Here is a 13,693-nt window from a genome sequence, read left to right as displayed (position 1 = left end):
GGATTATGACTTCCCCCAATCCTGTCACTAAACAGCAAGAAACTGCCATCAAAAAACTGCGATTGCCCTGGCGATTAATTATTACTGGGATCCTAGCGGCTACCTCGGTTTTTGCCTATCCTACCCTGCGTAATGTCCTCTTAGAAGACACCTCTGAATCCACCACCTCAGAAGAAACCGCTTCGTTAGCAATCGATAAGAGCAAGACGGCAGCCTTACCGGTGCGAACCTTAACTTTAACTCCTGTCACCCATCACCAAGAACCGCGCCGTTATACCGGTAATATTGTGGCTAAACGGACAAGTGAACTAGGATTTGAGCGTTCGGGACAATTAATTAGTTTATTGGTTCAAGAGGGTCAAGAGGTACGCCGAGGCACTTTAATTGCTACTCTAGATACACGCAATTTAGAAGCACAAAAACAAGAACTCATCGCCCAGCGATCGCAGGCCACGGCTAAACTGCAAGAATTACAAGCTGGTTCCAGGAAAGAAAGTATCGCAGCAGCCCAAGCAAAAGTCCGCGATCTCAGGGAACAATTAGCTTTAGCCCAATCTAAATACCAAAGACGGCTAGGATTGTATCAAGAAGGGGCAATTACTAGAGAACAACTCGAAGAAGTGCAAACAGATGTTAATGCACAACAAGCGAGAATTGATGAAGCTCAAAGTCAATTAGATGAACTCAAGGCCGGTACTCGTCCCGAATTGATTTCTCTGCAAAAAGCCGTTATTGACCAATTTGATGCCCAACTGAAGAATATTAAATTAGAGATTGAGAAAAGTCAACTTCAAGCCCCCTACGATGGCACTATTGCCCTCCTTCACGTCAATATTGGCACTGTTGTTTCTGCAAGTAATCCGATCGTTCGTTTGGTGGAAAGTAATAAACTGGAAGCGCGTATCGGGGTTCCCATTGACCAGTCCGAAAACTTACCAATTGGGAGTAAACATCGTTTAAAAATTGGTAACAAAATATTAACAGGACAAGTCACTTCAACCCTGCCCCAAATTGATCCAACTACCCGTACCGCCACGGTTATTTTAAGTTTAAATCAGACTCAGGGCCTGATTCCGGGGCAAGTGGTCAGCCTAGAATTATCTCAATCGGTTCCACAATCGGGCTATTGGTTGCCCACAGAAGCTTTAGTACAAGGCACGAGAGGATTATGGTCTTCTTATGTTCTAGGAGAAGCTAACCCCGATAATCCTCGACAATTTACCGTCAAACGCCAAGATTTAGAAGTTCTAGCGATTCAAGGCGATCGCTTGTTGGTGCGCGGGACGCTCACCTCCGGTGATCGGGTGATCGTCGAAGGGGTTCACCGCATTGTACCCGGGCAAATGGTGGAAATTTGGTAGTCAGCGGTCATTAATCAGCTTTATTATCCCTAATAATCTCCAATGAATAACTTATTTGAACGTAAACCTAGATTACTAATTCTTACTTTAATTCTGATTATTGTCTGGGGATTGTCTTCCTTTCAAATTTTGCCGCGCATGGAAGATCCCGAAACAATTAATCGAGGTGCCACCATTACCACCAATTTACCCGGTGCCAGTCCTTATCGGGTCGAATCCCTAGTGACCGAAAAAATTGAACAATCTCTCTCTAGCATCAAAGAAATTAGCCTGATTGAGTCCTCCTCGGAATTAGGGCGTTCCACGGTCAATATTGAACTTAAAGATGAAGTGACTGATGTGGATCCCGTCTGGTCACGCATTCGCGATCGGATTACCGATGTCATCCCGCAACTACCCCCAGAAGCCCAAAGACCCTTATACGAAGAAGGATATAGTAAAGCCTTTAGTTTATTGACTGCCATCCTTTGGGATCTAGATACTGCTCCTAATTACGCTATTTTACGCCGACTTGGCCAAGAACTGTTCGATGAATTAGAAGCCCTTTGGGGAACCGAAAGGGTCGAGTTAGTCGGGGTTCCGGCCGAGGAAATTTTAGTCGAAATCGATCCGGTGAAATTATCCTCCCTAGGCCTAACTGCCGTCGAAGTTGCCCAACAAATTCAAACCAGTGATGCCAAGGTCGCCGCTGGACAACTTCGCAGTAATCGCAATAATTTATTATTGGAAGTCGATACCAGTTTAGAATCACTCTCTCGGATTCGAGCCATTCCGATTCGTTACAGTAATGAGGGACAATTTACCCGTTTAGGAGATATCGCTCTAGTTACCAAGGGAATTCAAGAACCACCACCAGAACTAACCATTATTAACGGTAAACCGGCTATTGTGGTGGCCGCTATGATGGAATCGGGGCAACGCATAGACGAATGGACAGCGGCAGCCCAGGCCAAGTTAGACCTGTTTCGCCCTTCTCTCCCCCAAGGTGTGAGCCTCAAGATAATTTTTGCCCAAAATCGTTATGTGGCTAACCGACTCGATGGATTATTCAGCAACATGATCCTAGGGTTACTCTGTGTCATGGGGACAGCTTTTGTGATGATGGGATGGCAGTCCGCCTTGGTAGTAAGTGTATCCCTGCCTTTATCGATCCTGATGGTCTTTGCCGGTATGAATCTCTGGCAAATTCCCCTACATCAAATGTCGGTGACAGGAATTGTCATTGCTTTGGGACTTTTGATCGATAACGCTATTGTAATTGTCGATGAACTGCAAAAAGGACTACGGACGGGAATAGCTCACCAACATATTGTTGCTGAAACCGTTAAACAGTTAGGGATTCCCCTCTTAGCTTCTACCCTAACCACGATTTTGTCTTTTATGCCGATCGCTCTTTTGCAAGGAGGCACTGGCGAATTCGTGCGTACTATCGCCCAAACAGTGATCTTAGCCTTGGTTAGTTCTCTAATTTTGTCCCTAACGATTATTCCTGTCCTCAGTTTACGTTTATATCAACTGACTCATCGCTCGCACCAGACAAAAACCCATTGGTGGGATACGGGAATTAATTTACCGCTCCTAACGGGTTTGTATCGCCAAATTTTGAAGTTAATTCTCTATTTTCCCGTATTAGGTCTGGTTATTGGCTTGATTATCCCAATTACTGGCTTTGTTGTCGCTGGCACTCTCCCAGAAGAATTCTTTCCCCCGGCAGAACGAGATCAGTTAACCCTAGAAATCGAACTGGCCCCCACCACAACCCTAGAAGTAACTCAGGTAAAAGTGGCTCAAGCTGAAAAAATACTGCTAGATCATCGAGAAATTGGGGAAGTTCACTGGTTTTTAGGGCGTAATGCTCCCCCCTTCTACTATAATCTCTCCGATGGCGTCAAAGACTCTCCTAATTTTGCCCAAGCGTTGATTCAACTTCGGCAAGTTTCTGATGATCCCCAATTGATCGAAACCTTACAAAAACAATTAAGTCAAGCTCTACCGATGGCAAGGGTATTAGTTAGCCCCCTAGAACAGGGTCCACCGGTGGGCGCCCCGATCGAAATTAGGGTTTATGGCTCAGAATTGGAGATGTTAAGGAAAATTGGCGAGTCCCTACGGGAAGAACTGGCAAAAATACCCGAAATAACCTATTCTGTTGCTGATTTAAGTGAAATTCAAGCTAAATTAGCCTTAAAAATTAATGAAGAAAAAGCTCGACTGATTGGTTTGGACAATGCGGCGATCGCCAGTCAATTGGATAACCTTTTAGAAGGTTCTGTGGGTGGCTCGATTTTAGAAGCAACGGAAGAATTACCCGTACGAGTCCGAGTCGCTAATCGCGATCGCGAGCAACTGCCACAAATTGCCTCTTTAAATATTCTCGGTAATTCCGCCACTGCTGAACGGGCGAATATTTCCCTTTCCTCCGTGGCAGAATTTGATTTTCTCCCCGAATTAGCCACGATTCCTCGACGAAATGGCAAGCGAATTAATACGGTGAAGGCCTATGTTCAAGCTGATGCGATCGCTGCAACGGTTTTAGACGAATTTCGCCAAAACTTAGAATCGGGCAAATTTTCCCTTCCGGCAGGGTATCGGCTCGAATTTGGCGGAGAGGAAGAAGAAAGAGATACAGCTGTGGCTAATCTAATTGCTAGTGTGGGAGTCTTGGCGATTCTAATGCTATCAACCCTTGTTCTTTCTTTTAACTCCTTCCGTCTTGCTGCCCTAGTTACTGTCGTCGGTATTAGTTCAATTGGACTAGCCTTATTTTCCCTCTGGTTATTTGAATATCCCTTGGGATTCATGTCCATTTTAGGCACTATCGGCTTAGTTGGGGTTTCCATTAATGACTCTATTGTCGTGGTGGCGGCTTTACAAGCTTTACCTCCCCATCTTCAACGCCAACGCAAGGCAATCCGGGAAGTGGTTATTGCTTCCACCCGTCACATTCTCACCACTACCTTAACCACCGTGACGGGATTTGTTCCATTATTTCTCTACGGCGGCGCTTTTTGGGAACCCCTCGCTATCTGTATTTCCATCGGGGTGATCGGAACCACCCTAAGCGCACTGGTATTTGTCCCGTCGGGATGGTACTATCTCGCTCAAGCCCAAAAGGTTTCCCCTCTGTCTGTTTCTGAGTAGCTTGATTAAATACCACTTTTGTAGAGACGTTGCCTAGCAACGTCTCTATTGATACTAAATCCGTTGAGTATAGGCTACATATCAGGACAGGCAAAAAGCAATAGGCAATAGGCTTCGGCCGTGAGCTCAGCGTTCGACAAAAGCTCACGCCGAGGTCCGAACGGCAAAAGGGGCAATCAATAATCAGTCTTTAATAACCGGATTTAATATGATTTGGGTAAAAATACCCTGAAAGTCCTCTCGGCTCTACCGCCCTGATCCGAGAAAATACGGAGAATTAGCTGGGTTAAATATAGTCATTTCAGATAAGTCTGATACAGACTAGACCGATAAAACCCTTATGAACTCTGGCATTGATATTCTCAATCTTAATTGAAATGACTATATAATCGAGTTTAAACAATAGATAAGTTTTTTAACAAGAGTAGTGTTAGATACTAATTACCCGATGGACTGGGGTAGAATTGGAAAAACCAGTGCAACTGTTTTAGCCAAGCTATTTAACTATGATGAAAATTAACTTGCTGTTCGGGTTATCTTCTCTTAAAAAATCGATAAAAAACTTTACAAAAACTCAGAAGAGAAGCTCGTAAATTTCTCATCTAAAAGCTGAGTTAGTTATCGGACAAAGTTTTTAGGTGCTTTTGTTGATTACTTCTTAACCACCATCTTATAAGTAGAAGAAGGGAGATGAAAGTTAATCAGTTACTAAGACTCTACGAACAAGGAGAGCGGGATTTTTTAGCCATTGACTTGATGAGTCTAGATCTACAACAAGTGACTCTAATCGCTGTCAATTTTGCTGCGGCCAATTTGCGCGGAACTAATTTGAGTCGCTCTTTTCTGACTAAATCAAATCTGCGGGGAGCGAGTTTGAATTGGGCGAATTTAACCTATGCCAAATTAAGTCAAGCGCAATTAGTGGAAGCGGACTTAACCAAAGCTAATCTCACCGGGGCCTTTATGGTACAGGCAAACCTGCGTAACGCGCGATTAAGTGGGGCGGATCTTTCCCATGCTAATCTCCGGGGAGCGAATTTATGCGGGGCGAATTTATGCGGGGCGAATTTATACTTAGTTAATCTCTTGGAGGCAACCCTAGATAAAGTCAATCTCAATTGGGCCAATTTGCAGGAAGCGCGGTTAAGTGGGGCTAAATGTCGTCAGATTTCCGCAAGGGAAGCCAATTTTAGCGGCTCTTTTGTTAAAGAGGTGGACTTTCAGGGGGCTAATTTAGAAAGGGCTAATTTTAGCGAGGCACGTCTGACGGGTAGTGATTTACGCGGGGCCAATTTAGCGGGTGCTAATCTAGCGGGAGCGCGTTTACAAGAGGTAAATCTACAGGGAGCGGACTTGAGGGGTGCTAACTTGACGGGGACTTGTTTTGAGAGTGTCACTGGTTGGACAGAAATCGTCCAAGAAGATGATATTTTTTCCCTAGACTGGTTTCAGCCTCGTTTTGCTACTTAAAAGTCAATATATCTGCCGAAAGCCCGTCCTTTTCCTATCAATTAACGATTAGCTGGAGTGGTTAATCTTTGGTTAGGAATGGGGATTGGGGGAGCATTATTCGGCTCCTCCTCGAAGGGTAAAACAGGGGGAGGAGGAGGAGTGGTAGCGCCGGGAGATGCTGCTGGAGATGGACTGGGATTAACGGCAGCGGGGGGACTTTTCGGAGTGACGACGGGTGCGGGAGAGCTAAAACCGAGGAGATCTTTGCCAAAGGGAAAAACATTTCTCCAGCGTTGAATATTGGGATGACCAAACCAATCTTGACGGGACACCTTCACCGAGAGCAAAGGTGCGATCGCTCCTGATTTTTCGGCCGTTATTAATAAATCAATTTTATTAAGACCCTGTTGTTGATTAAAATGACTGATGATAGTTTTCTCGGCTAATTGCGATGCTCTAGTCAATAATCCTTCGTAGGATTCTCCCTGTTGAACTGTGATGGGAAGATTAACAGTGGATTGAGCAAAAACCGCGTCAACGGCGATAATTCCCGTCAGCAGCGTTAAAACAGTAATAGACTTGTACATAGGACAGACGGTTAAACAGTCACTCCCTGGTTAGGGTCGGGATCTTCCCTGTGAGAGTTCCCCGATCGCTTTCTTAAATTACCATGATCGATCTCTGGCCACAATGGAATTTTTTCGGTAGCGTAATCGTCCTTAGTCCCTAGCAATAGGCAATAGGGGAATACTTAGGGCTGGCTGAATAAATCTAAAAACTTTGTTGGATAATATCTTTAGGCTTTTTTGAAATCAAACAGTGCTGGCCATTGCAGTGGTCAGAGGGAAAATTCAGGGACTTTTTCCCTGAAAATGGGTAAAACCCCACACCAACGCAACAATTTTTCAGTATAACCTAATTGTATTTGTCCCTATCGACCAGAGGTTGTTAATTATGACACAAACTAGCGAAACCGTTACCTATTCCCTGGAATCTGTCCTAACAAGGATCGAGAGTAAAATCGACAATCTCCAAAGAGATGTGGATCAAAAATTTGACAGTCTCCAAAGAGATGTGGATCAGAAAATCGACAATCTCCAAAGAGATATGGATCAGAAAATCGACAATCTCCAAAAAGATGTTAATGATTTAAAGGTGGAAGTCACAGAAATCAAAGGAGATATTAAAACTCTTGATCAGAAATTTGAAACAATGGATAAACGACTGGAAAAAGTCGAAGATGGTTATGCAATTCTAGTTAAATATATTGCGGACTTGAAAGGGTTTAAATCTCTGATTATTCCCATGGTTGTGGCTTTTTTAAGTGCCGTGGTAACTTTGGGATTGCGCGGCTTTTTTCTTGGTAATAAACCTTAAATATATCAAGGAATATTGTTATCATCAAGTTTATTTTTTACTCTACCAATAAAATCTATGAGTTTTTGTATTAATCCTCATTGTCCCAAACCGAAAAGTATCACGGAGAGTCGTTACTGTCAATCCTGTGGTTCCGACTTGCTTTTAAATGGTAAATATCGAGTCACAAATTTATTGAGTGCCAAAGGTGGATTCGGTAATACCTATGAAGTGATAGATGAACGTAAAATACCTAAAGTGTTAAAAGTTCTTACCTACGATTCTAGCAAAGCTATTGATTTATTTCAACAGGAAGCCAATCTTTTAAAACAATTAAATCACCCTGGTATTCCCAAAGGAGAAAACTATTTTATTTATCATCCCCGGGAGAGTCAAACTGCTTTACACTGTTTAGTCATGGAGAAAATTGCTGGTATTGACTTAGAAGAACATCAAAAACAAAGAGGATTTAAACCGATTGATTATAATCTCGCTTTGGATTGGTTAAGTCAGTTGGCTAATATTCTCCATGAAGTTCATAAACATAAATTCTATCATCGTGATATCAAACCCTCTAATATTATCTTAAAACCCGATGGTCAATTAGTTTTAATTGATTTTGGGGCAGCGCGACAGGTGACTAAAACTGTCCTAGCAGGAGGTAAAAATACAGGAATTTATACCCCCGGATATGCTCCTCCTGAACAATCTCTTGGTCACTCTGTCCCCCAATCAGACTTTTATGCTTTGGGCAAAACTTTCGTCTTTTTGTTAACCGGTAAAGAACCCAGTGACCCGAAAATTTATAATATTAATACTAATGAATTTAATTGGCGTAAATATGCGCCAAATATCCCTTCTCGATTGGCAGATTTTATCGATAATTTAATGGCAGAAAAACCTATTGATCGACCGAAAGATACCAAAACTTTGCTAAAAATTATTACCGATATTAAAGCCAATCCCCATCAAACTAAAAAAACTAAAAATTCTGCTCCTGAAAAACCTAAAATTATTCCTATTCCCAATCCTGCACTTATTTCTTTACTCGCCGCAATTTCTCCCAGTTATGCTGGGTTTTGGCTCCGTTTCAAAGCTTCTTTAATTGATTCTTTTATCGTTTTTATTATCGCAGCTTTATTAGGTGGTTATATCTGTTTTCGCTTACAACAATGGTCAACTTTTCAAGATTTAAATCTTAACTTTGATATCCCCAAAGAAATCTGGGTTTACTATGCAGCAGGATTAAGTGCAGCCGGAACAACAATTTTTGGTTTTGCTTTATTTATAGCGGCAATTATCTATAATATTCAAGCCAAAGTTAACTTTACTCACGAGCATATTGCTATTCTTAGCGCCCTTGGTTTAGGAATAGTTATTAAATGGTTATATTATGTTTTCTTAGAATATCTTTTTAAAGCCACTATTGGTAAAATGTTTTTTGATTTATCCGTCACCGATAGCCAAGGCCGACGCATATCTTTTGCAAGAGCAAATCGCCGCTACTTACTAAAATATCTCTCCACTGCTCCCTTATATTTGGGCTTTTTACTGGCAGCCTGGACAAAGAAAAAACGCGCCCTTCATGACATGATTTCTGGTACACAAATCCGCAAGAAAAAGTAACCAGATACTAAATAGGATAAGATTAACTACAATAGGGACAAGATATTCCTGCTCGGTAATTGGGGGACTGTTTATCTTTTTCATCGATGGGATGACCGCAAGCGGGACACATTTCATAATGTCCTACCTCTAGATTAGCTGTTAGTGCCACTCTTTGATCAAAAACAAAACATTCTCCTTGCCAAAGACTCTGATCGGGACTAACTTCTTCTAAGTATTTCAAAATACCTCCCTCTAGCTGATAAACTTGAGAAAAGCCTTGATTTAATAAAAAAGCTGCCGCCTTTTCACAGCGAATTCCCCCCGTACAAAAAAGAGCTATTTTTTTATTGTTAATACTATCAAAATTTTCCTGAATATACTCAGGAAATTGGCGAAAATGCTGGATTTCTGGGTTAAGCGCTCCCGCAAAAGTACCGATCGCCACTTCATAATTATTACGCGTATCGATAACTACCACGTCCGGCTCTTTCAGCAATTGGTTCCACTGTTCAGTTTTGAGATGAATTCCTGTTTTTTCGAGAGGATTAGCCTTGGGTTGACCAAAAGTCACAATTTCCTTTTTTAAGCGAATTTTTAAGCGTTGAAAGGGCAAATAATCACAAACAGACTCTTTCACCTCTAGATTAGCTAAACGAGTATCGGTTTTTAACCAACTAATCACTTCAGCGATCGCTTGACTGTTCCCGGCGATCGTTGCATTAATCCCCTCGGCTGCCAGAAGAATAGTTCCTTTAATTCCTCTTTCTTGGCAGTATTTTTGTATTTCTGGCTGTTTTTGACGATAATCTGACAAAGCCACAAACTGGTAAAAAGTGGCGACTAGATAAGACATGGCAGGCAAGGGAAAAATTAACTTGTAATATTTTTCACTATAGGTTATAATAGCAAAAGTGTCCTAAAAACCAGATCGGGGGTTTAGCTCAGTTGGTAGAGCGCCTGCTTTGCAAGCAGGATGTCAGCGGTTCGAGTCCGCTAACCTCCATAGTCATGACTGATTCCCCTTTGCTTGGTGATTAGCTCAAGTCTTTTTGGGAAGACAATTAGCTAGGGTTTGCCGAAAAAATCTAAAAACCTTGTTGGCTAAGACTTTTACAGCTTTTGTCAATCAAAAAGTACCAGATATGGGAGTGATCGGGGGGAGATTTCCTGGACTTTTTCCCTGAAAATTAGGTAATTGACCCCCTCAAAATCGGTAAAACCCTACACCCCACACCCCACACCCCACACCCTGTCCCCACGAAAAACTTTTTCAGCAGACCCTAGTTAATTATTAAATGATGTCTCGTACCTATCAAGCTACTGGAATCAATCTGCAAGGAATGGCCTTCGGAGAAGCCGATCGCCTCTTAACTATTTTGACCGCCGAGTATGGTTTAATTAGAGCCATCGCTCCCGGTGCGCGCAAGTATAAATCTTCCCTGCGGGGTAGAAGTGAACTATTTGTGGTCAATAATCTGTTGATAGTCGCAGGAAAATCCCTAGATAAGGTCGTTCAAGCTGAAACTATCGAATCTTACCCTAAATTAAGTCAAAATCTCGCCAAACTCACCGTTAGTCAATACCTCTGCGAACTGGTTTTGGCGATCGCACTGAGCGAACAACCCCAGAGGGAATTATACGAATTAATCTGCAGCCATCTGGCCAGAATTGAAGTCCTCGACGAAAATCAATACATACTTCCCTATCTTTGTCAAGCAATTTTTCATTTCTTAATAATTGCTGGCTTAGTGCCGCAAGTCCATAACTGCCTGTTGACGGGAAAAGCTTTAATTGGGAACAATTGCCTAGGATTTAGTTTCGAGGCAGGGGGAATAATAGATCTAGCTGCCCTAACAGAAACAATCAACCCGCCCAACATCGATAGTAAACTGACGCGGCAAGAACTGCAATTACTGCAATGCTTAGGAAAACCCGATTTTCCCCCAGAAGAAAACCTTACCTCAGAACTAGCTTGGATTAACCTCGATCGTTTGCTGCGTCGCTATACTCAATATCATCTGGGAAAAACTTTTCGCTCCTCGGCATTAGTTGAGGGTTTATCTCCCTTAGAATTTTAAACAGATAGCAAAAATCATCATAATGCAACTGTTTGACTCAGAAACTGACGACGCTACGTCCAGCGCCTCCCCCACTCCTGTTTTTAATTCTTCCGATTCCTCACCGAGGCAATCCGACGCAGAAACCATGAACCGCTTGCCTAAACGTGCGCCCAAATCCAATCCTAGTCAGGGTTTTGCCCCAGTGCTAAAAAACCCGCGCTTTCTCATTCTCTGGGCGGGGGGAATTTTTTCCCAATTAGCGGATAAATTCTATTTAGTCCTGATGATCTCCCTAATTGCCACCCATTACCAAGAAGCCGATCAATCGATTAGCGGCTGGGTATCGGCGATAATGATTGCTAATACAATTCCGGCGGTGTTAGTGGGTTCGGTGGCGGGTGTATATGTTGATAGATGGTTAAAAAAACAAGTTTTAGTTATTTCTAACCTTTTACGCGGGGCTTTTGTCCTCGTCATTCCCCTATTATTGTGGTTAGTGCGCGAGCAAACTTTAGCGGTTCCCCTCGGTTGGTTGCCTGACGGTTTAAGAAATTGGCATTACCGGCTACAAGGAGAATTTAATTTACCCTTCGGTTTTTTCCTGTTGTTAGTCATTACTTTTCTTGTCTCCACCCTAACCCAATTTTTTGCCCCCGCCGAACAATCTACCCTGGCATTAGTAGTAAAACGTCGTCATCTTCTACCCGCTAATTCCCTCAGCACTTTAACCACCATGGCGGTATTAATTATCGGTTTTGCCATCGGTGAACCTCTATTAGCTTTTGCCGATAGCATTTTCGGCACTAGAGCCGGACAATTTGATATTGGCAAAGTGATGATTGTCGGTGGTTTTTATATAATTGCCGGTTTAATTCTAATTATCCTGCGAACTAGCGAAAAATATATTATTCCTACCGCAGAACAGCCCCATGTTTGGGAAGATATCCGCGACGGCATTAGTTACCTCAACAAAAATCATAAAGTTCGTAACGCTCTAATTCAATTAGTCATCTTATTCTGTATTTTTGCTGCTCTATCAGTATTAGCCGTCAGTATGGCGGAAAAACTACCCGGGTTAAAAGCTTCTCAATTCGGCTTTTTATTAGCCTCCTGTGGTGCAGGAATGGCAGTTAGTGCGATTACTTTGGGTTATTGGGGCCAAAAATTCTCCCACACCCAATTAAGTCTCTGGGGTTCTCTGGGTATGGCGGCAGCTTTAATCGGTTTATCTCTAGCAACAAAGAGTTTAATTTTAGCCTTCGCTATGACCGCTTTATTAGGGATTTTTGCCGCTTTAGTCGGGGTTCCCATGCAAACTACCCTACAGGCAGATACACCCCCCGAAATGCGCGGTAAAGTCTTTGGTTTAGAAAACAATGCCGTTAATATTGCCCTCTCTTTACCATTAGCTGTTGCGGGTATCGCCGAAACTCAATTCGGACTCCGACCGGTACTATTAGCTTTAGCAGTTATGGCAGTCATCGGCGGTGGTTTTACTTGGTATGTTTCTGGCAATTTATCTAAAGATTAGCGGAACTTATCAGTTATCAGTTATCAGTTATCAGTTATCAGGAGTCAGGAGTCAGTTATCAGGAGTCAGGAGTCAGGAGTCAGGAGTCAGGAGATTGCCTTTATTTATTCTCCTATCTCCCCCGCAAAGAAGCGGGCGTTGTCAGATCAGAATATGAAGAATGAATTGCGACACAACGAGAGCCTTACTGTTAAAGCGTTTTCAAGTCTGCTCTGATGCGCCATCATCTTCAAACTTGACAACGCCACTAAACGGTTGTACGAACAGGGTTATCAACGAGAGGATATTCTCAACCTCTTTAAAATAATAGAAAACGGGTTTCTTTAAGAAACCCGTTTTCTGGATAATCCTAAGAGTGAGCTAACCCGCTACACTTTTGTCAACTTTTATTGATTTAATGTCCACTTTTACCGTAAGTATTGTCAAGTAACCTTAAACTTGTTAGAATCAAAGAGTTGTTATTTTCTGGTAGTCATTCACCGATGAGATTAGTTAAGATGATATTACATGACTAATAATATTGATCATGATCGCTTATTTAAGGAGTTGATTTCCACCTTTTTTGTCGAATTTATTGAGTTGTTTTTTCCTGAAGTAATGAATTATTTAGACACAGAATCAATTACTTTTTTAGACAAAGAAGTATTTACCGATGTCACGGAAGGAGAAAGGCATAAAAGCGACTTAGTAGCACAAGTTAGGTTTCGCGGAAAAGAATCTTTCTTTCTGATTTATGTCGAGGCGCAGGAAAGTTCTCGAAAGTGGTTTAACCGGCGGATGTTTACTTATTTTGCTCGCTTTCATGAGAAATTTGTCTTACCGATTTATCCGATTGTAATTTTTTCTTACTCCCAGCCCAAAAAAGAAGCAATTAGTCAGTATGTAGTCGATTTTCCCGATTTTAAGGTGTTAAAATTTAACTCTGAGAGGGGGACAAGCGAGCTAGAAGGTAGATAGGGCAAGCGATATAGCTCTTTGTCCCTTGATGTAATCCTTCAACCGATAGCGGCTAATTTGCATTAGCTCTTCTATGTTTTTTTGGAACATTTGATGTAGCTGGAGCCAATGATAGAGATGTTGACCCACATAAAAACTGCTGTGTCTGCGTTGACCTTTATATCTTTTTTCAGGTCTTGTGACATATTTTTGGATTCCCATATCCTTAATTTTTTTACCTTGTAGTG

Annotated in this window: 9 protein-coding genes, 1 tRNA gene and 2 pseudogenes; 9 read left to right on the top strand and 3 right to left on the bottom strand. The window is 42.2% G+C overall.

Annotation, left to right across the window (positions count from 1 at the left end; genetic code table 11):
* Positions 1–5 precede the first annotated feature (5 nt).
* The 3 genes from IQ224_RS00890 (at position 6) to IQ224_RS00880 (ending at position 5,972) form a co-directional block, all read left to right on the top strand.
* Positions 6–1,361, top strand: a complete 1,356-nt coding sequence (locus tag IQ224_RS00890; protein WP_002741302.1) for an efflux RND transporter periplasmic adaptor subunit — start codon at positions 6–8, stop codon at positions 1,359–1,361.
* 42 nt (positions 1,362–1,403) lie between these two features.
* Positions 1,404–4,502: an efflux RND transporter permease subunit gene (locus IQ224_RS00885; protein WP_002741301.1), complete on the top strand. Its 3,099-nt coding sequence runs from the start codon at positions 1,404–1,406 to the stop codon at positions 4,500–4,502.
* Between the two features lie 690 nt (positions 4,503–5,192).
* A complete protein-coding gene (locus IQ224_RS00880; protein WP_002741283.1) occupies positions 5,193–5,972 on the top strand; it encodes a pentapeptide repeat-containing protein in 780 nt (259 codons plus the stop codon).
* 41 nt (positions 5,973–6,013) lie between these two features.
* Here the strand turns inward: IQ224_RS00880 and IQ224_RS00875 are convergent, their stop codons facing one another.
* Positions 6,014–6,541, bottom strand: coding sequence for a hypothetical protein (locus tag IQ224_RS00875; RefSeq protein WP_002741281.1), 528 nt, complete (start codon positions 6,539–6,541; stop codon positions 6,014–6,016).
* Between the two features lie 367 nt (positions 6,542–6,908).
* On the opposite strand from IQ224_RS00875, the gene IQ224_RS00870 reads away from it, so the two are divergent.
* Both IQ224_RS00870 and IQ224_RS00865 read left to right on the top strand, forming a co-directional pair.
* The gene (locus IQ224_RS00870) at positions 6,909–7,331 is read left to right on the top strand and encodes a polyhedral envelope protein (protein ID WP_036399569.1); all 423 of its coding nucleotides are present in this window, start codon (positions 6,909–6,911) and stop codon (positions 7,329–7,331) included.
* A 57-nt stretch (positions 7,332–7,388) separates the two neighbouring features.
* Positions 7,389–8,936, top strand: coding sequence for an RDD family protein (locus IQ224_RS00865; protein ID WP_002741277.1), 1,548 nt, complete (start codon positions 7,389–7,391; stop codon positions 8,934–8,936).
* Between the two features lie 22 nt (positions 8,937–8,958).
* Here the strand turns inward: IQ224_RS00865 and IQ224_RS00860 are convergent, their stop codons facing one another.
* Complete coding sequence (locus tag IQ224_RS00860) at positions 8,959–9,771, bottom strand: rhodanese-related sulfurtransferase (RefSeq protein WP_002741275.1); 813 nt, start codon at positions 9,769–9,771, stop codon at positions 8,959–8,961.
* A gap of 77 nt (positions 9,772–9,848) precedes the next feature.
* Here IQ224_RS00860 and IQ224_RS00855 point away from each other — a divergent pair.
* From IQ224_RS00855 to IQ224_RS00840, 4 genes and pseudogenes are all read left to right on the top strand, one after another.
* A tRNA-Ala gene (locus IQ224_RS00855) sits at positions 9,849–9,921 on the top strand.
* A gap of 292 nt (positions 9,922–10,213) precedes the next feature.
* Positions 10,214–10,996: a DNA repair protein RecO gene (gene recO / locus IQ224_RS00850; protein ID WP_002741271.1), complete on the top strand. Its 783-nt coding sequence runs from the start codon at positions 10,214–10,216 to the stop codon at positions 10,994–10,996.
* Positions 10,997–11,018: 22 nt separating this feature from the next.
* Positions 11,019–12,509 carry an MFS transporter gene (locus IQ224_RS00845; protein WP_002741269.1) on the top strand — a complete coding sequence of 497 codons (1,491 nt, stop codon included), beginning with the start codon at positions 11,019–11,021 and terminating at the stop codon, positions 12,507–12,509.
* Positions 12,510–13,016: 507 nt separating this feature from the next.
* Positions 13,017–13,430, top strand: a pseudogene (locus IQ224_RS00840) (Rpn family recombination-promoting nuclease/putative transposase); the annotation flags it as partial.
* 21 nt (positions 13,431–13,451) lie between these two features.
* Here the strand turns inward: IQ224_RS00840 and IQ224_RS23715 are convergent.
* Positions 13,452–13,693, bottom strand: a pseudogene (locus tag IQ224_RS23715) (transposase); the annotation flags it as partial.

Source organism: Microcystis sp. LEGE 00066, assembly GCF_015207925.1.
GTDB lineage: Bacteria > Cyanobacteriota > Cyanobacteriia > Cyanobacteriales > Microcystaceae > Microcystis > Microcystis ichthyoblabe_A.
The sequence above is the reverse complement of the archived record's forward strand: the minus strand, read 5'-3'. Positions and strand labels throughout refer to the sequence as shown.